The organism is Schlesneria paludicola DSM 18645, assembly GCF_000255655.1.
Taxonomy (GTDB): Bacteria; Planctomycetota; Planctomycetia; order Planctomycetales; family Planctomycetaceae; genus Schlesneria; species Schlesneria paludicola.
On sequence record NZ_JH636434.1, the window covers coordinates 3,193,769 to 3,215,676 of the forward strand.

Here is a 21,908-nt window from a genome sequence, read left to right on the forward strand (position 1 = left end):
GGGTATTGAAACCACTTCACTTCGCCGAAGGTGTACAAGCCGGAGAAATTGTCCTTCGAACAAACTGTTCGGTTGAATGTTCTCCGACTGCATGGGAGCATAAACGACGCGCGGCAAGTCTTGACGAATATTTCCACTGTACTCAATTCGCTGAATGCCTGATCCGCTCACGGCGGATTGCGGTTCGCTTATCACAATTGAGCGCAGCCGGTCCTGTCCGGGATCGGGTGTGCGGAACGAGCGGATGACTGAATCGACCACAACATTTACGACGGAAGATTTCTTCAATCTGCTTGCGCGCAGCGGACTGCTGAATGAGGGACTGTTCCAAACGCTGAAACAGCGATTCGAAGGAAACGACCACGATCCGAAATCGATTATCGCTCAGATGTTGGCGGAACATCTGCTGACGCCGTTTCAGGCCCGGCAATTGGGCGAACGCCGACATCGCGGATTCTTTCTTTCCGACAAGTACAAGATCCTCGATTTCCTCGGCCAAGGTGGCATGAGTCGCGTACTGCTGTGCGAGCACATGATGCTGCAGCGGTTGGTGGCGGTCAAAATCCTGAATAAGTCACTCGACAAATTCCCGGGTGCAGCCGAGCGGTTCCTGCGCGAAGCCCGCGCTGCCGCGTCCATGGATCATCCTCATATCGCCCGCGTCTTTGACGTTGATCGGACCGGGCTGGGGCCATGCATTGTCATGGAGTATGTCGACGGCACTAACCTGCACGAGATGGCCGTCAAACGAGAGTTGCTCGCGGTCAATCGCGTCGCGCACTACATCAGTCAGGCCGCGATCGGGTTGCAGCAGGCGCATCTGGTGGGGCTGGTCCATCGCGACATCAAGCCCGCGAATCTGATGCTGGATCGAACAGGAACCGTCAAGCTGCTCGATCTCGGCCTGGCACGATTTTTCGACCCCAAGCGTTCCGACAACCTGACCCAGCAGATCGACGCTTCAAGCATCATTGGGACGGCAGACTACATTGCGCCGGAACAAGTGATGGAATCCAGCTCGGCCGACATCCGCGCCGACATTTATAGCCTCGGTTACTCGATGTACTTTTTGCTCACTCGAGTTTTGCCCGCCGGTGACGGACCGGTAATGCGAAAACTACTCTGGCATCAAACGCGACATCCCGAGCCAATTCGCACCCTTCGCCCTGAAGTTCCTGAAGGAATGGCCGCCGTCATCGAACGGATGACGATGAAGAAGCCCGAGGAACGCTATCAGACCCCGGCCGAAGTCGTCGCCGCGCTTGCGCCCTGGGTCACCGAACCGATCAGCCCACCGACGGACGAAGAAATGCCGAAAACACGCGCATCGGCATATCGACTGGGGCTTTGTCCGCCGCCCGATCAGTCGAAAATGGCGAGTATGAATTCCTCGTCATCAGGCTCAAATTCATCGGGTTCGATTTCGACCAGACCGCCTGCACCAAGTTCGCATTCCGTCACCGACAGCACAAGAACCCGACTTCCTTTTACGATCCACGGAAACTCGGCTTCGCGAATCGGAATTGTGAATCCTTTGGATTCCGAGGCCGCGATGCCAACGGGTTCGACGATTCGTGCGGCCAAAACGAATGACGTGATGTCGGCATCCGCTGAAACGGTTTCAACATCCGAATCTTCATACATTCGCAGTCTCCACGAATCGAAAAGTCCCGAAGGGCGGATGTTGCGCTACCTTCTGGCGCTGTTGGGAATGATCATCGCATTTGGAATCGGCGGATGGACAACGTATTGGTGGATCTCGGCGCCGCCATGGAAAAACTATCGTGTGACGAGGACGCCCTCGCGAAACACGCCAGCTCAGCGACCGCAATCAAACTCCACGACCACGGGTCCCATCGTCACTCCCACCAGTGCCATTGTACTGCGAGGCGGAGGTTCGACGTTCATTCGCCCCGCGATGGAGCAGTGGTCGCGCGTTTACGAGCAACAGACCGGAATCAAGATTGAATACTCGGCCGTCGGCTCCAGCAAAGGGGTCGACGGAATGATTTCCAACTTTCTTGACTTCAGTTGTACCGATGCCCCGCTGACCGCCGACCAGCTCGCCAGTGCCGGTTCGCCGATCGTCCACGTCCCATTGGCATTGGGCGCGGTCGCACCTGTTTGCAATGTCACAAACGAGGCGGGCGAGCCGATCTCGATTCGCTTTACCGGTGCAGTCCTCGCCAATATTTACCTGGGCAAGATCAAAACCTGGAATGATCCGGGAATTGCCGTCAGCAATCCAGGTCGTGAATTGCCCAATCTGGACATCACCGTCGTTCACCGTAGCGACGGCAGTGGAACAACGGCCATTTGGACCAGCTACCTGAGCAAGGTCAGTTCAGCCTGGAAGAGTCAGATCGGCGAAGGAGTTGTCGTCAACTGGCCAGCAGGGATCGCGGCGGAAAAGAATGACGGTGTCGCCGACGCGGTCAGCCGCACGGCCGGGGCGATTGGTTATGTTGAACTGAGCTATGCCCTGGCCAATGATCTGTCCGTCGGGCAGGTCAAAAACAAATCCGGAGTCTTCATTGGCCCTTCGGTCGATGGAATCTCGGCCGCCGCCGCATCGATGGCAGAATTTCCAGCCGATCTACGGTTCTCGCTTGTCGACGCGCCGGGAACCGAGGCCTATCCGATTGTTGGAACCTGCTGGGCCATCATGCGAATCAACCAACCCAGCGAACGAGGTGAAGATATCGTTCACTTTCTGCGCTGGATCACAGCGGAAGGGCAGAACGAACTTGCTCACCTGCAGTACGGGCGGTTACCCAAGGAACTGGCAGAAAAGGGCTCTGCACTGCTCGAGAAGGTTGTCACGTCCAGATAATCCACCGCAGCGCCTTTGAAATTCCGCTGGGGCGGGCCCCTTATTAATCACGATACCTTGGCGTTTCTGAATTCGGGCGAAGCCCACCTTCGTGATTTCCAATGGCAAGACGATGCCGCGGGCAGGGTGTCGCCGCAAAACTTAATCAGCCGGTTTGACGGCGGCGTCCGTGGCGGGAATCCCCACGACGGGCAGTGGCACACGTTCGGGCCGCTGATCATCATCGAGTGCCACACGATCAATAGGAACGCCGTCGATCTCACGTCGAAGCAACAGCGAGATCACGGTGGCAATCGACCAGAAGCAACTGGCACCGACCCCGCGCACCAGATCTTCGACCAGTCGCGTCAGCACGGGCTTCAGGCCCGAAAAGGCGGTGGCCGACCCACTTCCAAATGAGGTCGCCGACAAACAACACCAAATCGTCGTTCGTGCGATGGCCGCGACGAGCAACATTACGCCGCATCCGGCGATTCCACCCAGGATTACATACACCGCAGCGTGCCACGGTCGGCCTGTCAGTCCGCTATAGGCACGGCTAAGACCACCAAAACTATCGCAGTCGTCCGTCGAAATCGCGGCCACCATCAGTGGCCAGCCGATGGCAGTGGCCAACACAAGTACAGCAATTCCGAATCCCAGCGCCGTCACGATTGGCGCAGTGACCTGCAGCCAGACAGCCCCCATTGCAGGCAGGCGCCCGGGCATGCCCAACACCGCGATCAGGCACCCGATCACAAGTGCCGCCCCGAGCGGAATCAAGGGAGCCCGCAACACCCTCATCCAGCGCCGAATGGCATACCGTATTGCCGAAATGAAAGTGGACTGATCATGTTGATTCAGCAGCATCGCGGCGCGGCGACAGAGCACCACGCCGACAAGCGACCACGCGGCAAGAGCGACGACAAACAGCAGCAAACCATTGAAGCGAGCCAACGTCGAACTGCCGGTCTGCAGCGCCACCATGGCCGGATTGATGACACTCCTCCAGGGGCTTAGCAGAATGTCACCAATCTCCAGATCAGCGATCAGCAAATTCTGTCCAGGTCCGAACCGACTGAGCCATGTGGTCAACAGAGGTCGTGTTCTGACGCCTTCGCTGGGAAGAATTTCGTCGACAAGCTGCCCCGTCAGATCGAGTCCAAGCACAACCATCCACGCGACCAGGATCGAGCCAGGAGAAAGCGCCGTTCGGGCGGCATCAAAGATGCGATAGACCGCGGATGGAAACGAGGCCGGAAGTCGGTAGTCGGGCTCATCGTCTGGCATTCACGGTCTTTCGGCAGTCGCTGTGGGTCGAACAAAGCAAGGTCAGTTGGAAACAGCAGAATATCGAATGGGCGGGGATCGGTGCAGGCATAGGCAGCAGCGATCAACATGCCCGGCGCAGCATTTGAACCAGATAGTCCAAGACTCCCTGTGCGTCGACATCCACCAGCGCATCGACGTTGTTGTGCCAGGCGGGCCGCTGACGACGGTCAAACACAGTCATCCCACGCGTCAGATGCCCTTCGGTCTCAACGTCCACAGAAAGGGGCGATCGCTTGAAGAGACGAGGCCGTGAGACGGCTGCCAATGCGGTCAGTTCTGGCAACCAGATCCCTTCGACACCCAAATGCTGGCGATGAGCTCGCAAGGCAAAGGGCAGCAGCTGACGCAGCAGGGCACATGAGCGGGTGGCTTCTGAAAGCCCCAGGCGATCCAGTTGATCAAACGTCAAGATGGCGCGATGGCTAACATCGCGGGAAACGATGCACTTCATCGTGGGAGACTTCAGAACGACGCGTGCCGCTTCGGGATGGTGGTAGACATTGAATTCTGCGGCAGCCGTGACATCGCCCTCACTCGCGATGGTCCCCGCCAGGCAGACCAGGCTGCCGAGATTGCTCAGAAACCCTGCGTCAAGGTCAGCAGCCAGCGCCACATTGCTGAGCGGCCCCAGCGTCAGTACGGTGATTTCATCGGGATACTCACGCGCCAGCTCGGTCATCAACTTTGCCGCATCGCGCGGGTGATGCAGATCCGCGACGGCAACAGACCAGTCCCCCAGTCCATCCGGCCCATTCAGCGATCGCAATTGATTCTGCCACTCCGGCGAGGAAATCGACGACTCTGCATCGTGCATCCGCTGTGAAGCCTCCGCCTGTCCGATCCGCGGCCATTTCGGTGGATCAATCGCCTCAACCAATGCCTGCAGATTGCGGCCGGCTTGCACTGCAGAGACCGCACCCCCGACGGCCGTTAACGCAATGACGTCCAATTCTGGATCGGCGAGTGCGATCGCAATCGCCAGTGCATCGCCAATTCCCGGGTCCGCATCGATAATCAGTTTTTGTGGCATGAATGATCTTCTCGCATCCGTGAGTGCGCCATTCGAAATGTCCGACGCGCGCGTCGGGCGAGCGGTACTTGTGTTCGTTGACCGTATCGCGACAAAACATTGAAATGGACAGACTGGCGTCGTCGCTGCCAGTCGTCGCCGCAAAATTTGGTTTAAGTGCGTGACAATAGAGATCGTAGATCGTCACCGCCTGTCCTTCAATCCCGTTCTCAGGGGTGTCGACAAGTAATCGCAATCGTTCATGAACGTTCACACGCCAGAGACGCACACGGCCCCAACTTCATCGGCAACGGGTGACTTGGTTGTGAATGCCGCGCTCGGTGGCTTACGGCTTCACATTTTCGACGAGGAAGTACGTCTGCCTGCTACAATTTATTTGATGCCGTTTTCAGCACCAGAAGGTTCGATCCGTTTCCCCGAAGGGCGCAGTCCGTCAATGAATGTCTTGTTGTTTGATATCGATGGTACGTTGATTGATGCAGGAGGAGCGGGTCAGGCTGCGATGGAGGGCGCACTCGCGGAAGAGTTTGGAGCCCGCGGACCGGTTTCGGGGATTTCGACAGCGGGAAGAACAGATCGAGCCATTGCCGTCGACTTGTTTCGCTTCCATCAGGTGGAACTGAGCGACGACCACTGGTCACGATATCTGAAGTCTTACTTTCGACTGCTGCCCGACTCGCTGAAGACTCAGTCCGGCAGGATTTTGCCGGGGGTCATTCCGTTGCTAGAACGACTGAGCCAGCGAGACGATGTCCTGCTCGGGTTGCTGACGGGCAATTTCGCGGAAGGTGCAAAGCTGAAGTTGACCCACTATGGACTGGCCGACCACTTCAGACTCGGTGGATACGGCGACCTGCACCTCGACCGCGACGACGTCGCGCGTGCGGCACTTTGCGCTGCGAAAGACCACCACCCGGAACTCAGTCCCGATCGAGTCTGGGTGATCGGCGACACTCCTTCCGACATCCGATGTGCGCGGGCAATCGGGGCGAAGGTCCTTGCCGTGACCACCGGAATTTTCTCGACCACCGAACTGGAGCCGCACCAGCCGGACCTGCTCCTCACAGACCTGAGTGAGCCGGAACGATGGCTTCAAACCGTGGGATTGATCTGAGCCATCGGCGTTGCGTGTCGCGCCGGTCGTTCGGGTTTACGCGGCGTGCTTCGTCGCATCGTGTTGGTTTTGGAACGCACCCTTGCTTTCGATAATCGAGGTCGCATCGAAGCGTTTTCCGAAGTAGTACTTCTGCGCGTTTTCGTCACCCAGCACCGTCGCAGCGTCACCACTGACGAGGATGCGTCCGGAAAAAACGATGTAACTGCGATCGGTGATCGTCAACGTTTCGCGTTCGCGGTGATCGGTCAGCAGGATCGAAATCCCCGTCCGCCGTAGGTCGGCGATGATGTCCTGGATACTGTGAATCGTGACGGGGTCGATCCCCGTGAACGGTTCGTCCAGCAGAATCAGCTTGGGGCGGCTGGCCAGACAACGGGCAATTTCCAAGCGCCGCCGTTCCCCCCCCGACAACGTTTTCGCGATCTGCTTGCGCTTCTCCAGAAGCCCGAACATGCCGAGCAGTTCGTCGGCGCGGGCCATCCGCGGGCGGTATGAGAGTGGTTGGAATTCGAGAACGGCGAACAGGTTTTGCTCGACGGTCAGCTTTCCGAAGACGCTGTCGTTTTGCGGCAGGTACCCCATCCCGTTCTGGGCTCGCTTGTAGAGGGGCCAACGCGTCACATCGACGCCATTGAAGATCACCCGTCCGGCAGTGGGCGTCACCAGACCAACCGCCATACTGAAGCTGGTGGATTTCCCGGCGCCGTTGGGCCCCAGTAGGCCCACAACTTCACCGGGTTCAACGTGAAAAGAAACGCCGTCGACCGCACGTTTTCCGGGATACTGCTTCACCAATCCATGGCATTCCAGCAAGGACATGATTCGTACTCCATTACGAATGACAAACGATCGGCTCGCTCTGGTGCATTTCATTGAAGGAGCGCAACAACCTTGTCGCGTTCCGATTCAAAGCGGTTATCGAATTCGCATCCAACGCCACCACTGCGGGTAAAACGGAAAGACATACTCGGGGTACGTATCAACATACGGCTTACCCATTTGATCCTGATAGGGGCTGTGATTCAGAATCTTGAACCCTTTGCCATTGTTCAAGAACGGAACCCCGTGTGGCCAATAGATGAAGAACGCTTTGCCAAGCAGGGCCTGACGCGGCACCGCATGCCGATTGAGGGCATGTCGGCTGTTCGGCCAGAGCCGACTATCCTGACTGCGAGGGCTATTGTCCCCCATGACGAAGAACTCATCGGAACTGAGCGCACGAAACGTGGCTTCGCGCGATTTCCGGGAATACAGATCGCCGTACTCCGCCGGATTTGTCAGGCTGTCGCGGATGCGCACTGACTCGGAGAGTTCTTGTTCGTGTGCGTCGTAATCATTGTTTGGAACACTCTCCGCCCGGTAGTAAATATCTCGTTGCAGCAAGAGATTCGACACATTCGCCGTCATCCCTGACACGGCGAATCCGGCGGGATTCAAATCGGCAGGCTGAGGATTCCGGTTCGCCGGGGCCATGAATTCCGCCCCCTCTCCAAAGGGAATCAAACCGCTTCGCAACCAACCACCATTCACCCAGAAACACAGACGATCGTCGACATTGGCAAATGTGAGCGTGTACTTTCCCGCACCTCGAATGGGTGTCGGTGCCGAGGCCATCACAACATCGGTCAAGTACGGGTCAGCCGACAGTTCGTCGTTTCGCAACAGCGTTGCCGTCCCGGTATTTACGTCAACCTGGCAACGATAGCGTCGCACGCCTTCAACCAGTTCCAAGACGAGTTCCGCGTTCGGGCCCTTAACGGCAGTGATCTCGACCGTGCAGTTCAGCGTCAAATCGCCGACCCAAAACCGGTCGTCTTCAAAATTGGGACCACGTCCGCCTGAATAGGCGTTGTATCCGCAGAAATCGGTGATCAGTTCCGGTCGCGGTTCGTGCGGCTCATTCGTTTCGCCCGCCGACGTCCAGTCACCACGCTGCGGAATCAGGTGCTGATAACGCACCCATTTCTTCTCTTCACCCGATTCGATCGAGAACGATCGCGCCTTCGCATCATGGCGCCAGCTTTGTTCATCGGACACCCATTTGTCGGTTGACGCACCATTTGCGGAAGGGGTCATTGCCGCCCAGCGTTCGGGCCACCCTTTGGCCAGAAGGTCGACCGGCGGATATCGATCGTCATAGACGAGTTGCTGTAGCACCTTCTGTTTGTCCGGATTCTGCTTTCGCAGAATCTGGTACTCACCTTGATCATCTTTCCGGGCATAGACATCACCGCGAGAAATCTTAATGGCTTCGCCGGGTAGCCCCACCAGGCGCTTGATGTAGTTCTTTTGCGGATCTTCGGGATAGCGAAAAACAATGACGTCCCAACGCTGGGGTTCGCCCAATTGATAGGGAAACTTGTTGACCAGAATTCGATCGCCCTTGAACGCCAGCAGATCGCGGATCTTATTTTGATGCCGGCAGTTCGGACAAATTGAATCATCGATCCGTCGAACCAGGTATCCATCGTCATTCAGCTCATCGCTAGCCCCGACCTGGTAGTGATAGTGGCATTCTTCGCAGACAACATCTTTGTTACGCCCGAACAGCGTGGGCGCCATCGATCCGGTCGGGATCACGAACGCTTCTGCCACGAAGGTGCGAAACAGCAAGGCCAGCACAAACGCAAAGGCGATGGATTCAAATGTCTCACGCGACGCATCATGGTGAGGGCCGTGAGGCGACTTTCTGAAGGTCGCAGCCGCCGCCTCAGCAGGTTTCGCTCCAACAGCAGCGTTCGAACTGGATTTGCTCATGCGCTCTTCTAGGCAACATTGGTGACGCGGGTGCGGAGGAGTTCAGGAAGACTCACTTGAACTAAGACAAGACAATTCTCAATCTGATGCGTGCCCAACAGCAATTTCGTGCCGCACAAATCGGGGATCGTTGCCAAAGTCATGTTTCCTGTTCGTAGCCTGCTCGTCTCGATTAAACAGTCCCAACGGAATCGCTCAAACCATACCAAGCAGCGGGACAATGACTGCCGCCGCAGTCGACCGGGAGTGTAACTTATACAAAGATTTCCGAAAATGGGGACTCGGACACCAACACTTGCGGGAAGGCCCCACACGATTCCAAGGGCAAAAAGTCCACGCCAATCAGGGAATCCGCTCCCCAGCCACGAACTTGGATGCCACGCTGGTCCACAGGCTGCGTAGCCTTTTTGCGTAGCCTTTTGAAGTCACGGGGACTGATGGCCTTACTTTAATCCCAAGGTCTTAACGGCCGAGGCGTCCACTTCTTCGAGGTAGGCGAGCAGGCGATCCCGTTGGCTCGTCAGGTGCCGGACGCGCAACAAAGATTTGACGCGCGTCGTCAGTTCCAGCCGATTAACGGGCTTGGTCAAGAAATCATCCGCACCGGCCTGAACCGCGCGCTCGATATCCCCCATTTCCGCCAGGGCCGTGACCATCAGAACCGGAATATTGCGAGTCTTCTCATCGGCACGCAGTTGCTTGCAAACCTCGTAACCGCTGAGCTTTGGCATCATGATGTCCAGCAGAATCAAGTCTGGCTGAAATTCAGCAACCTTGTTCAGCGTATCGCGACCGTCATGCGCCATCGCAATCTCATAATCTTCGTCCGCCAGGTAAGCGTCGAGCAATTCGCAGTTTTGCAAGTTGTCGTCGGCAATGAGGATTTTCGATGTCGTGGTCATCTCACTCACCGTACGTGAAAGAAACGTGACTGATTGTTTTGATCTCGCGAGTTTTGAGTTCGCGAGCTGCCTCGCCAACGAAGGACGAGCCTCGTCGAACTGCGAGAAATCCCCCAAGATCAGCCTGGGGGCGTCCTTGTGAAATTCAGGCATTAGCCTGCATGCGACGGTCATCGCCCCGAGGGATTCAAGATGCAACATCCTGAGACTTGGGACGACTTTTCGCAACAGGCCCACCCGCCGGAACTATAGCTACTTCCGGTGCCCAGCGGAATCGGGCGACGCCCTCAAATCGCGGGATCGCATTCGCGGAATCAGCGCCTCGGACGATCGTCCGTGTCGGCCGGAAAACAATTCGAACGCCTTCCACTTGCCGGGCGACCGCCTCTGGAAAGAATAGAGCGGAAACGACGATCGCGCGGGGGAACACACATCAACCGGAACCCATACCTTCCGACCAGGTCGAATTGCAGAAAATAGAATGAATTCCAACTTCCCTTCTGCCGAGTCAATCCTTGATCGAGTAAAATTCCGCCAAGTTTTAGCTGTTTCCGATTCGTCGGAAGATTCGCATTGAGAGGCCGGGACAGGATGTTCAATGGGCCGGGTTTTGCGCTGAGACTCTTGATGATTCAACGCGCCCTCCGATGAATTGAAACTCCATGCGCCAACCTTCGACCCTTGTGCTTTATGCGGGATTTCTGGTCGTTGGGATCTTAATCGGAGCCGGTTTTGTCGCATTTCCGACGAACCGATCCGTCCATGCTGACAATCTCGACGGGGCGAACTCCGAACGAGTCTATCGTGAATTAAGTACCGAGGGATCGTCTCTCCAAGATGGCAGCATGCTGCTGGCCAAGGTTGCAACCGTCACGACCCCCAGCGTCGTTCATATTCAGAGCGAACGAAAAGTTCAGGGCCGGAAAGAAGAAGAAACCGGCTCCGGCGTGATTTTGACCAGCTCAAAAGCGAGCGGCTACTTCGTCGTTACCAACGGACATGTGATCGACAAGACTCCTCTGGATTCCATCTCGATCCACCTGTACGACGGTCGCGTGCTGCAACCCGAGCGTGTGTGGACGGATGAAGCATCGGATATCGCGGTCTTGAAAATCGATGGCCCGAATCTTACCGCTGCAAAGTGGGGCGACAGCCGAAAGGTCGATATTGGACATATGGTACTGGCGATGGGCAGCCCCTTCGGCCTGAGCCGATCTGTCACGTTTGGGATTATCAGCGCCAGAAGCCGCCGACAACTAAAACTCGGTAAGTCGGAAGTCATCAATCAGGACTTCCTGCAAACCGATGCCGCCATCAACCCGGGCAACAGCGGCGGCCCCCTGGTCGATCTCCAAGGACGCGTGATTGGAATCAACACGGCGATTGCATCGTCAAGTGGAGGAAATGAAGGGATCGGCTTCAGCATCCCCAGCCATCTGGCACAGCGAGTGATGGATCAATTGCTGGAATTCGGCGTGGTCCCCCGTGCCTACATCGGCGTCAAACTCGATGACAACTTCGATTCGAAAGTGGCTACCAAGCTTAAGCTCGATCGCCTGCATGGGGCGCGTGTCAACGATGTTTATCCGAACTCACCCGCAGCGCGTGCGGGTCTGCAGTACGACGATGTCGTTCTGAACTTCGACGGAACCGACGTTCAGGACCACGACCACTTGATCAACCTGGTCAGCCTGTCACCAATCGGAAAACAGATTCGGATGACGGTCTGGCGTGCCCAGAAGAAGATTCCGCTTTCGATCGTGCTGGCAGACCGTAGTGTCGCCATGCCGAGAAATACCGAACCTTCGTCGAAGCCCGGAACAGGATCAAACATTCGACCAATGGGCTTGATCATCCATCCGCTTGATGGAGATCTTGCCGAACAATTGGGGTACCAACGCTCCGCAAAAGGCTTGCTCGTGCTGCGCGTCGAAGGTGGCAGTCCTTTGAAATCCGACGTTCAAGTCTACGATGTGATCGAAGCCGTCGGTCGGACCCCCGTCACGACGCTTGATGAATTGAATCAAGCACTCGAAGCGAGCGCGCACAGTGAATCCGTGATCTTGAAGATTCAACGGACCGCGCAGCGCGAAGGACACAATCAACTGGTCGTCTGGCACAAGTGACGCCTGCCACCTCAGTCAGGCAAGCGGCAACCCAGTGCCGGGACTGGCACTGGGTTGGATTGATTCACATGCTCGCGAAATCAGTGTTCGATTCTCTTCAGAAGTTGCTCAAGCGACTCTTGCATCGCGTCGTGGCAGCGCAGCGTTTCACTGACCGGCTTGGCCAGGGAATCCCGCATCCGGTACGAAATGACGCTGCCGGCAGCACTGTTATACGTGTTTTCCAACTCCGCGAGCTGCGCCTTCAACTGGGAAAGTTGGGCCTGCTGGAGCTGGATAAACTCAGCGATCACCTGAACATCTGCAGCGGATTTCGAGGACTGGTCGACCGTGTTTCGTAATTGGCCCGTCGGATTTCGCTTTCGCGCACGCGCACGATTCACACCCAAACCATTTCGGTGACCGTTCGTGCCGAACCCATTGGTGTGCTCCGTGGACACCTGATTCGACTCCACGGGCAGATTCAACGGCATCGCAGTTTGAGCAGTCACGGCGGGGGACGGTGCTTCGACGAATGAAACAGGAATTCGATTCGGCGCGGCTTCGGCAACATACTTCGACGGATCAAAATCTTTGTGCTGGGCTTTTCGTGGCAGCAACATACCACTTGGCGTGCGTCGCGGAAGTGGACAACGGTCGCCCGTCGACATCGTCACTGGGTTGCTTACGAACTCCTGACTGAACGTCTTGCCAACGAACCGCGGCTGGTCGGGTTCATTCTTCAACGTTGGTTGCTGATCTAGCAACGTTGCCGTCACCGCCTGGAGAACTGCGGCTGGCGGAGCAGAATGAGGTTCGATACTTGAAACAGCATCGTCCGAAACAGTGTTGTCCGACAATGCCGGCGGGTTGCCACCCGCTGACGTCAGGTCAGGAAGACCAGTGGTCGAGGATTCGTCCAATCTCATCAGATCAGGAATCGCTTCGATCTCGGCAGACGATTTCTGCGTTGTGATGGAATCCGATCCCACAGCGGGAACTGCCACCACGTCCGAAAGCCATGATTCGATCGACGTTTCGATCTCATCTCGAACATCGTCGGCGGATAGAGGACTGTCAATAACGACCGGATTGACTTCATCAACCGCGACCAACGTTTCGTCACACACAAGTTCTGCGGAAACGACTTCAAGCTCAGCGACAGAATCCTGCAGTGATGAGTTCGCAACGGAATCGTTGGCTGCAACCAGGAGATCCGAAATGACAGACTCATTCGCGGTTTCGTTATCCGCTTGCGGTTCCAACATGGGAACATCAGTGACGATCGCCATTGGTAGCGCGTCCGCTGGCTGGATCTCGCCAACCGGATCGAGCGGACACGCCAATTCTTGAGACGATGTTGGAGCGAAGACTTCGTCCAGTACCGATTCGTCCGATACAGGCGTCGCGATGTCAGCAGGGACCGCTTGAGCAACCTGCTCAGACTCAACCCCAATCTGCCCTGCAGCGATCGGCCAGGTGTCCGCGATCGCCACAATTTCATCCGACTGAAGAGCGACACACGCAGCCTCAAGCTGATCCAGCGACGCCAAAGTGGAACTCGTCACCGATTCGGAAGCAGCCACCGCGATAGCGCCCCCCGCGACGTCGCTTGATTCAATAGCGGCGGATGCTACGCTGAAATCGACGATGGCGCTGCGAAAAGGTTCGACAACGATCGTCTCAAGAACGATGGCCTCTGTGCTATTCAGAATCGCTGGTGCGACGGCTTCTTGATGCTCATGATGCGATTCCAGTGAGCCAGCCAAATTGGCCTCGTCAGGATGCGCGTTTTCAGTAATTGGCGGTGACTCGGCCCGGGCACTCGCAATTCGTGATTCGGCGACGGGGCTCGACAATCCAACGGAGTCAGGGTTTACGAACGCCAGCTTCTCTTGAGCAGGCGGCACTGACGGCTCTGTCGGAATCTGCAGTTCTCTCGACGAGGTGCGCGCCACTGGGGTCGATGGACGGCCTGCAGCCTCACCGTCCTCGGCACGATCGCGCGTCGAGGTGGACTGAACTCCAACGGTCACGACATCAATCTGAAATGCTCCAAGCTGAAGCACATCTCCGACATCAACCGGATAAAGGTCGATCGCATATCCATTGACGCCGGTCTTACGATCCTTCGCCAGATCAAACAGCCAACAACCCTCGGCCGTGCGCATCAATCCGGCCTGCACGGCGGCAACGCTTTTGTGATTCAATCGCAATTTGCAAAGTGGCGACCGACCGATCAGGGTGAGCGTGCGATTCACTGGCCACAAATTTTCGGACTCTTTCACCCCTTCAAACTGCAATCCGATGTAGGGATAGTCAGCGGCCAGTCGCGCAGAACGATTGAGCGGAAATTGCTTGGGAACGACAACGTCGCCATTGTCTTCCAAGGCGACGCGGTACGGACCAATGTCGATCGGCTGATGCGTCACCCATTGACCGTTTCCCGACGAGAAACGCTCTGGGGAAAAACTGGTGCGTGGCGCAGCATCGCAGCAAAATAGGGCGCCTTCGATCCAAAGAAACAGCGATTGAAACGGGCTGATCTCGTCGTGATCCAACCGGAGATCACAGCTTGCACTCCGCCCCGCCGTCAGAAAGGGACGATCCAATCCCAGGAATGTTGTTGATCCATCGGGATGCTCGACCCGCAGTTTTGCGGACGGATTGCCTTGGCATTCTTCAAACAGCTGATTCATGAGGGCGGATGCTTCCGCACGCGCCAATTCTTGATCTTCGAACTCAAGCAGTCGAGACCCACCTCGCAGTTTAGTGGTTCGATCTTGAGAACTTTGAATCAGCCGCATGCGCCGGCGCCGATGATCAGACTTCACAAATCCCACAGGGAAATCCTTAAATCACAGATTGCCTTCGAGCAGCAAGCAACCGACCTGACATCCATTTCATGTCTTCACAGAGACTGACACGTGTCGAGTGTCCATGAAGTCGCCCGATCCAACCCTATTCGGGACGGAACAAGTTAGATGGCAATTGCTGCGCCACTCTTCATGAATCTGTCGCGTTCCTTGCTGGTCGAGTCCTTCGGCGTGCGGGACCTGGACTTCTCGACATTCCATCAGCACCGCCGTACGATAGAATTTAGCAGGAAATTGACGCGATGCGGCAGGAAATTCCCATAAATTCTACCTAAATTCTCATTCATAAATCTCTCGTCAAATCTTCAAACTTCCTCACAAACCTGCCAATCACGCTTCGCGACTTGGCGTGCCATGACTGCACTGATGTATCAATTGAAGACCTAAGGAAAACAGAGATCCTGACTTAAGAAGCCGTCAGTATCGCAAGTCAAAAGTGTACAAAAGGGCACACCTATTAGGCAACACAGGACCCAGGCTCGCCCAGCCTCGTTGTTACACTCGACATCATCGGGCGTAAGGCGGTCCAGAAGCTTCACCACAGACAACGATGTCACTCACGCAACCCCAACGAATCCTGCCGGCTGGGCCGAACTCGACAGACTGTTCGGATCGTCTCGTTTGGGCGACAGTGTTGGTCAATTCGATTCTGCACGGACGTTGATTTCGAGCATCGAATGGGGTCGACGCCGATGTGATCTAGCATCATACCGGTGACTCGAAACGGAGTTCGACAGGCTTTGCCGAATCGATCCGAGGTCACGCTGCGGACAATCACGAATGGCTGGCACCACATCCGCTTTGATGGCAATGGTCGATGCGGACCATTGATTTGCCATCGCGCGCAGCCAGAATGTATGCTGGTACAGGAATATTGAGACTAAGTCGACGACAGCATGAACGGTTGAACATGTCACAGCGATCTGAGGCGGATGCCGTTGCGAGAACACGCGAGCTCTTGTCCGATCGGGGGTTGAGAACAACCGCGGCACGCTTGGCCGTGATGCACTGGCTAGGACGCGCGAAATCTCCCGCAACGCACGCCGACATCGCTGCCAGCCTGGTCCCGCTCGGCTTCGATAAAGCCACTGTTTTGCGGAACCTCACTGATCTCGTTGAAGCAGGGCTGGTGACTCGAAAGGAGCTGGGCGACCACGTCTGGCGTTTTGAGTTGCGCGACGATTCACATCCGGACGGATGTGAACATCCGCACTTCATTTGTGTCGATTGCGGCAGTGTGACCTGTCTGCACAAGTTTGAGTTGCCGAAGTCTTCAATGAAGTCGATCGCTTCGGTCGGCAAGATCACCGAGGTCTTAATCCGCGGACACTGCCAGCTGTGCCAGTAGTGCTGCGTCGCGAAAAGATGGGAAGGGCCCGGCCATCGGAATGCCATCACTACCTTTGTGATGCGACTTGCCCCTTCCGAATGACCCTGAAATCCTCCCGAATCAGGCCACCAAACTCACCCTGTGTGATCGACCGGGCCTCGTGCTAGACTATTGGCTTGTCGCGCTCACACGTTCAATGGGCCGCGGCATCGAACTCGGCACCGGCCGCGGTCTTCCTGACAGTCGACTGCCGAAAAACGAATCAAAGAATAGATTGAAAAGTGACCATGCGCGTCGTATTGGCGATGAGTGGCGGAGTGGATAGTTCGGCGGCGGCCGTGCTGCTGAAACAGCAAGGCTATGACGTCATCGGCCTGTTCATGCGATCGGGAGCGGTCGAAGAGACAGCCTGCCGCGTGGAATCCACAACGAACGCAAGCCCCACAGGTGCGGCACCGGCGACCGCCGCCGCTTTGCCCGCGCTGCCCATCATCTCTGTCAAACCCAATAAGCAAGGATGCTGCAGTGCGTCGGACGCGGCCGATGCCCGCCGTGTCGCGGACCTGCTGGACATTCCATTTCATGCGTTAAACTTTCAGGATGCCTTCGGTCGCATCAAGGACTACTTCGTCGACGAGTACCTGTCAGGCCGAACGCCGAACCCCTGCGTGATGTGCAACAATTGGCTGAAGTTTGGCAAACTCTGGGATTTTGCCGTCAGCGTCGGAGCCGATCGCATCGCAACCGGACACTACGCACAGATCGAGTCCTTCACTGGGCGCCCCGCACTCGTCCGCGGACGAGATCGATCCAAAGACCAGTCTTACGTCCTCGCGGGAATTAATCGCGAGATTCTCGACCGCATCCTGTTTCCGGTTGGCGGCCATAACAAGCCCGAGATTCGCGAGCTGGCGGCCCAGGCAGGACTGCGAGTGGCAACCAAGCCCGACAGCCAGGAAATCTGTTTTATCCCCGATAATGACTATGTCGGCTTCCTGGAACGCTACCGTGGCCGGCCGGACATGTCGGGCGATTTTGTGGACCCACGCGGTCGAGTTCTTGGACAACACACCGGCTATGATCAATTCACAATTGGTCAGCGCCGAGGATTGGGAATCACCTTTGGTGAGCCGAGATTTGTGATCCGCATCGAACCCGAGACACGTCGAGTCGTGCTGGGCACGCACGACGACCTGGCTTGCCGCGAGTTGGAGGCGGATGGATTCAGTTGGCTGACGGATGACGTTCAGGGCAACTTCACCGCGCTGGCGCAGATTCGCTACCAACACACTGCGGCGACCGCACGGATCGAACGCCAGGCTTCTGATCGCGTACGTGTCGTGTTCGAAGAACCGCAGTTCGGGGTCGCACCGGGCCAGGCCCTTGTGCTTTACGATGGTGACCGAGTGCTCGGCGGCGGATGGATTCGGCAGCAGCCAGCCTAAAAATCTGTTGAAAGAACTGGGACAGGCACCTCACGTTCACATTGCTATGGCGTTTTCGAATCGGTCCGGAGCCAGCCCCCCGCTTTTTCAACAAGCTGCGGGTGGCCGAGCCACTTGGTCCAGACAGGTTTACAAGAGATGCCCGCGGGCGAGTTCGCCTGCGGGCATCGCGTTCATTGACCTGCGAATTCCAGTTCGTGCAACATTAATGACTCGCGGACTTCGGTCGGTAGTACTCGCCAACTAGCCAGTCCACCAATAGGTTCAGCTCCTTCTCGCTGACCTTCGAATCGAACGACGGCATCAAGTTATGCTCGGCCCCATAGAACGTGTCGTGGGCGGGGTTCTTCACAAACCCCTTGAGCCATGATTTGCTCGCGTAACCGGTAAGCGTGGGATACCCGGCGCCCGCCCCCTCCGCAAACAAATCTGTCTCTCCCGCGATCTTCAAGGCATGGCAATCAGCACAGCTTGCCGTGAACGAACCTGCTGCGAGTGGCCCGCCCTTGAACAATTCTTTTCCAGTGGCAACCAGCGCCGCATTGTAGGGGCCGAAGTCGGCTCGCTCGCTTTGTGCGACCACGAATTCCGTCAGGGCCTTCACGGCTTCGGCGTTCTCCGGCTTCTTGAGCGTATCGGCGTTCTCTTTCGACCATGCCGCCATTTCTCCGCTTAAGAAACGATTGCCTTTTTCGCCGGCATTGGCGAGTGGCGCGAAGACGTTGTGATAGTCCGCCAGCAGATTACCAACCCACTCACGAGAACCGAAGTTCCCCAAGTCCGCCGCCGTGGCCACCTCTTCGACCATCTTCTTCGAACCGTTCTCATCAACTTCTTTCATCGGAACCTGTTCGAGTCCATCGTGGCCGTTGTAGCGATGGCAACTGGAACAATGTCGCTTGAACAGCTTCGGACCTTGCACCAACGCATCTTCTTTGAGCAGACTGAGCGCCCCTGCTTGGGGAATACCAAATTCACGTGCAAGTTCGGCGGCGCGGTGCCCCTCAAACTCGGCCGCCTTGACGGCAGCGACGTAGTTCTTGTCAGCCGCATCCTCCCGCAGCGCCAAGACCGTCAAATAGGTGGCTCCGCCGAGCAGCGCCAGCGTGAACCCAATATTGAACCCTCGTCCCAGCTTCCAATTCCCGATAAACGGCATCAGAGCAATCACACCCATGATGGCGCCCGGAACATAGATTGCCCCGAAAGCCAGTCCAAGCTCGTCAACCGCTTCAAACTTCAGGAAGCGGAACAGGAACAGGAAGTACCATTCTGGACGTGCCGCCGAAAAGGCTTCCGAAGGATCAGCGGGACCAGCCAGTTCGGCCCCTTTCCAGACCGTGAAGAACAGAATCGTGGTCAGCACTCCCAGACACGCGACGACGTCCATCAGGACTTGATCGGGCCAGAATGTTCCAACGGGCTTCGATTCATCCTTCTTTGAAACTGTGATGCCATGACGGCGGAAGACATAGATATGCAAAGCAAGGAACGCGACCATCGTCGCCGGCAAGACACCGGCATGCAGCGCGAAAAATCGAGTCAATGTCTGGTGTCCGTATGATGTACCGCCCTGAGCAATCTGCTGCAGTTGCGGGCCGATCATCGGTGTCACACCCATGATGTTCGTGGCGACTTTCGTGGCATAGTAGCCCTTCTGATCCCACGGCAGCAGATACCCCGTCAACGACAACCCGAGCACTACCTGCATCAGGACCAGGCCGAGCCAGAAGTTGATTTCACGCGGAGCTTTGTAGGCCCCCGCGATGACGACCTGCATGAAGTGCAGTCCCATCAAAATCATCATCGCTTGTGCGGCGAAGTGATGGATGCCGCGAACGAGCCAACCATAACTCATCACGTGCTGGATGTAATAGACACTTTCCCATGCCGTCATTGTGCTGGGGCTATATGCCGACCACAGAAAGAATCCTGTGATGACCTGCACGGCAAACACGAACGTCAGGGTACTACCCCAGACGTATTTCCATTTCGCGCCGCCGGGAATCGGTTCGTTGAGGGCTTCGTGCATCAACAATTTGTAGCCGGTTCGATCATCCAGCCAGTTGAGAATCTTGTTCACGAAACAGCTCCCTTCTGCGTGACCCCGCACTGGAATTCCTGGTACTTCACCCAGACGCGACCGCTCGTGTCCGTCTTGGAGTCCAGCGTGTCGAGGCCTCGAGGAGGAATCTTGTTGGTCCGCTCGCCATCCAATTTAAAGGCGCTGGCATGACAGGGGCACAAGAACGATTTGCTGTTCTCTTGGTAGTCAACCTTGCAACCCAGGTGAGGGCAGGTGTCGTTGAAGGCGATAATCTGGTTGCCAGGCATCTTCCTCAAATAGATCGTGCCGATGGTCTGGTTCGCAACCACGTTCCAGGCGTCCTGCTTGTCTGCGCGCATCTGGAATCGCAACGGTGTGCCGTCGTCTGGCAGATCGCTTAAATTGGCGACGAACAAGAAACCTTCGGAATCTCCCCCCTTGAACTTGGTTCGCGTCCGCAAGACGGGATCGAGAAAGAAGGCGAGTCCAGAAACGAGCGGCGTGAGCGTGATGAAGCCACCGATGACGACCGAACTGATCGCAGCGAGAAACGTTCTTCGCGGGGGCGTCCCAGGGTCAGTCGGAGTAGAAGCGGTTTCCACAGATCGATCCTCGAGAAAGGGCGGGAAAAGCCAACAAGTGATTGGCGTCGATTCTAAGGCAGGCGAACCAGGTGGGTGACGATTTCATCGTCGTGTCGGCGGGCAGGCAGGCGGGCTGCATCAGACATTCGAAAAATCGCGTTTCGATTGCCTGGAAGGAAAACCTCGAACAACTCCATTTCGATGACGTCCCCAGGTCTTCTGGGCGTAAAACTTCGCAGAGATCGGGCCGCGATTCTCCCAACCTTCGGTATTGTGCCGCAAAACGGTCACAAATTACCACCGTTCACTGCGGTCAACCCTCGCTTTTCGGCTGCGAACTTCGGGCAATCGCAATTCCGTCTTTCATGGCATCGAGTGCCCGCTGAACGGCGGTGGCGAACGGACCCGGCAAGGTTGCGCCGGCAGCCAGGCGATGTCCGCCGCCCGAGAACTTTTCCGCGACGGCGGCCACGTTCAGGGCATCCAGGCGACTGCGGAAACTCACTTTGACTTGACGGTTCTGCTGTTCGATGGCGATGAATGCGCCTTTGGTCCCCGAGACCTTCAGACACTCATTCACAAGGTCTTCAGTATCCGCGGGAACGGCACCCAACTCGACGAATTCGTTCCATTCGATTGTCGTGTAAGCCAGCTCCCCATCGCAGTCGACTTTCATGCGATCAAGTGCGCGGCCGACCAGACGCATTTTCGCCAATGTCCCTTGCTCGTACAGTTCGCGAAAGATCGCCTGTGGCGAGGCACCGCATTCGATCAGATACCCGGCAATCCGCATCGTACTGGCAGACACCGCCGCGAACCGAAACCACCCCGTGTCCGTCGCAATTGCGGCGAAAAGCGCTGTGGCCGCTTCGGCCTCGATTCGAACGCCAAGTGCCTCGGCCAGCTTAACGATCAGCGCACCAGTTGCCTCGCTCGTCGTATCCTTAAACTCTGCCGCGCCAAGATCATCCGAACTGACATGATGATCAATCACGACCCGCTTGGCCGACGACTCACGCATTAATTTCCCGACATCCGAAAGCTGCGTCCACGAACTCGTGTCAACCACGATGTGAACTTCCGCCTGCAGTACTTCTTCGGGCTTGGCTGCCGTCCCCAGTTGCCTGGCCTGCCGAGTGGGATCCAGAAACTGGATATTCCCAGGCGTCGCCGATGAATTGACAATCGAGACGGTCTTCCCGAGCGATTCCAGGATTCTCGCAAGCCCGATTTCCGATCCGAGGGCATCGGCATCGGGCCGAACATGGCTCGAAAGAACGAATCGCTGGTGAGCGTGAATTATCTGAATCAATGGTTGCCAATTAATGTTCATATCTGCATCGTAAGTTCGTTGAATACCAATTGGCAAGGCGAATGAAGACTCGTTGCAAAACGTTTCGTGAACCCGTCATTCGCTCGTCGCAAGGGGCACGTACACCGTCGTGGTAAAAAGTCCACTCTGGGTGACCACAATCCAAACCATCGCGTGACAGAATGCGATGAACGTGGGCCAGGTTCATCGAATCTCTTGTCTTCCATCGCCTGGCATGCTATCGAGCGGATTTGAATCC

14 protein-coding genes are annotated in these 21,908 nt (G+C 56.6%); 5 read left to right on the top strand and 9 right to left on the bottom strand.

Annotation, left to right across the window (positions count from 1 at the left end):
* The first annotated feature begins 244 nt into the window (after positions 1–244).
* Positions 245–2,833 (top strand): phosphate ABC transporter substrate-binding protein PstS, encoded by a 2,589-nt coding sequence (gene pstS, locus OSO_RS49890; RefSeq protein ID WP_010584199.1) that lies wholly within the window; start codon positions 245–247, stop codon positions 2,831–2,833.
* Positions 2,834–2,974: 141 nt separating this feature from the next.
* Here the strand turns inward: pstS and OSO_RS0115700 are convergent, their stop codons facing one another.
* Positions 2,975–4,102, bottom strand: coding sequence for a hypothetical protein (locus OSO_RS0115700; protein WP_010584200.1), 1,128 nt, complete (start codon positions 4,100–4,102; stop codon positions 2,975–2,977).
* 103 nt (positions 4,103–4,205) lie between these two features.
* Positions 4,206–5,174 carry a nucleoside hydrolase gene (locus OSO_RS0115705; RefSeq protein WP_010584201.1) on the bottom strand — a complete coding sequence of 323 codons (969 nt, stop codon included), beginning with the start codon at positions 5,172–5,174 and terminating at the stop codon, positions 4,206–4,208.
* Between the two features lie 241 nt (positions 5,175–5,415).
* Here OSO_RS0115705 and OSO_RS0115715 point away from each other — a divergent pair, with 241 nt between their 5' ends.
* The gene (locus OSO_RS0115715; protein ID WP_010584202.1) at positions 5,416–6,288 is read left to right on the top strand and encodes an HAD family hydrolase; all 873 of its coding nucleotides are present in this window, start codon (positions 5,416–5,418) and stop codon (positions 6,286–6,288) included.
* Between the two features lie 36 nt (positions 6,289–6,324).
* Here OSO_RS0115715 and lptB read toward each other — a convergent pair whose 3' ends face one another.
* From lptB to OSO_RS0115735, 3 genes are all read right to left on the bottom strand, one after another.
* The gene (lptB, locus tag OSO_RS0115720) at positions 6,325–7,110 is read right to left on the bottom strand and encodes an LPS export ABC transporter ATP-binding protein (protein ID WP_010584203.1); all 786 of its coding nucleotides are present in this window, start codon (positions 7,108–7,110) and stop codon (positions 6,325–6,327) included.
* A 96-nt stretch (positions 7,111–7,206) separates the two neighbouring features.
* On the bottom strand, positions 7,207–9,048 hold the full coding sequence (gene lepB, locus OSO_RS0115725) for a signal peptidase I (protein ID WP_010584204.1): 1,842 nt from the start codon (positions 9,046–9,048) through the stop codon (positions 7,207–7,209).
* A 443-nt stretch (positions 9,049–9,491) separates the two neighbouring features.
* Positions 9,492–9,950, bottom strand: a complete 459-nt coding sequence (locus tag OSO_RS0115735; protein WP_029247066.1) for a response regulator — start codon at positions 9,948–9,950, stop codon at positions 9,492–9,494.
* Between the two features lie 662 nt (positions 9,951–10,612).
* Here OSO_RS0115735 and OSO_RS43725 point away from each other — a divergent pair.
* Positions 10,613–12,076 (top strand): trypsin-like peptidase domain-containing protein, encoded by a 1,464-nt coding sequence (locus OSO_RS43725; protein ID WP_010584206.1) that lies wholly within the window; start codon positions 10,613–10,615, stop codon positions 12,074–12,076.
* Positions 12,077–12,156: 80 nt separating this feature from the next.
* Here the strand turns inward: OSO_RS43725 and OSO_RS0115745 are convergent, their stop codons facing one another.
* Positions 12,157–14,754 (bottom strand): FHA domain-containing protein, encoded by a 2,598-nt coding sequence (locus tag OSO_RS0115745; protein WP_157605206.1) that lies wholly within the window; start codon positions 14,752–14,754, stop codon positions 12,157–12,159.
* A gap of 1,087 nt (positions 14,755–15,841) precedes the next feature.
* Here OSO_RS0115745 and OSO_RS0115755 point away from each other — a divergent pair.
* Complete coding sequence (locus OSO_RS0115755) at positions 15,842–16,279, top strand: Fur family transcriptional regulator (protein WP_010584209.1); 438 nt, start codon at positions 15,842–15,844, stop codon at positions 16,277–16,279.
* Between the two features lie 269 nt (positions 16,280–16,548).
* Positions 16,549–17,706, top strand: a complete 1,158-nt coding sequence (gene mnmA / locus OSO_RS0115760; protein WP_010584210.1) for a tRNA 2-thiouridine(34) synthase MnmA — start codon at positions 16,549–16,551, stop codon at positions 17,704–17,706.
* Between the two features lie 205 nt (positions 17,707–17,911).
* On the opposite strand, the gene OSO_RS0115765 is transcribed toward mnmA, so the two are convergent.
* From OSO_RS0115765 to OSO_RS0115780, 3 genes are all read right to left on the bottom strand, one after another.
* Positions 17,912–19,789 (bottom strand): cytochrome b N-terminal domain-containing protein, encoded by a 1,878-nt coding sequence (locus OSO_RS0115765; RefSeq protein ID WP_010584211.1) that lies wholly within the window; start codon positions 19,787–19,789, stop codon positions 17,912–17,914.
* Entirely contained in the window at positions 19,786–20,355 is a 570-nt protein-coding gene (locus tag OSO_RS43730; protein ID WP_010584212.1) for a QcrA and Rieske domain-containing protein, read from the bottom strand. Before OSO_RS43730 ends, OSO_RS0115765 begins: the two co-directional genes overlap by 4 nt.
* Before the next feature lie 295 nt (positions 20,356–20,650).
* Positions 20,651–21,670, bottom strand: coding sequence for a DHH family phosphoesterase (locus tag OSO_RS0115780; protein WP_010584213.1), 1,020 nt, complete (start codon positions 21,668–21,670; stop codon positions 20,651–20,653).
* Positions 21,671–21,908: the final 238 nt, after the last annotated feature.

Bases quoted from the DNA above. Each gene is read 5' to 3' on its own strand.
- pstS (WP_010584199.1), top strand. From the start codon at position 245: ATGACTGAATCGACCACAACATTTACGACGGAAGATTTCTTCAATCTG.
- OSO_RS0115700 (WP_010584200.1), bottom strand. From the start codon at position 4,102: ATGCCAGACGATGAGCCCGACTACCGACTTCCGGCCTCGTTTCCATCC.
- OSO_RS0115705 (WP_010584201.1), bottom strand. From the start codon at position 5,174: ATGCCACAAAAACTGATTATCGATGCGGACCCGGGAATTGGCGATGCA.
- OSO_RS0115715 (WP_010584202.1), top strand. From the start codon at position 5,416: ATGAACGTTCACACGCCAGAGACGCACACGGCCCCAACTTCATCGGCA.
- lptB (WP_010584203.1), bottom strand. From the start codon at position 7,110: ATGTCCTTGCTGGAATGCCATGGATTGGTGAAGCAGTATCCCGGAAAA.
- lepB (WP_010584204.1), bottom strand. From the start codon at position 9,048: ATGAGCAAATCCAGTTCGAACGCTGCTGTTGGAGCGAAACCTGCTGAG.
- OSO_RS0115735 (WP_029247066.1), bottom strand. From the start codon at position 9,950: ATGACCACGACATCGAAAATCCTCATTGCCGACGACAACTTGCAAAAC.
- OSO_RS43725 (WP_010584206.1), top strand. From the start codon at position 10,613: ATGCGCCAACCTTCGACCCTTGTGCTTTATGCGGGATTTCTGGTCGTT.
- OSO_RS0115745 (WP_157605206.1), bottom strand. From the start codon at position 14,754: ATGAATCAGCTGTTTGAAGAATGCCAAGGCAATCCGTCCGCAAAACTG.
- OSO_RS0115755 (WP_010584209.1), top strand. From the start codon at position 15,842: ATGTCACAGCGATCTGAGGCGGATGCCGTTGCGAGAACACGCGAGCTC.
- mnmA (WP_010584210.1), top strand. From the start codon at position 16,549: ATGCGCGTCGTATTGGCGATGAGTGGCGGAGTGGATAGTTCGGCGGCG.
- OSO_RS0115780 (WP_010584213.1), bottom strand. From the start codon at position 21,670: ATGAACATTAATTGGCAACCATTGATTCAGATAATTCACGCTCACCAG.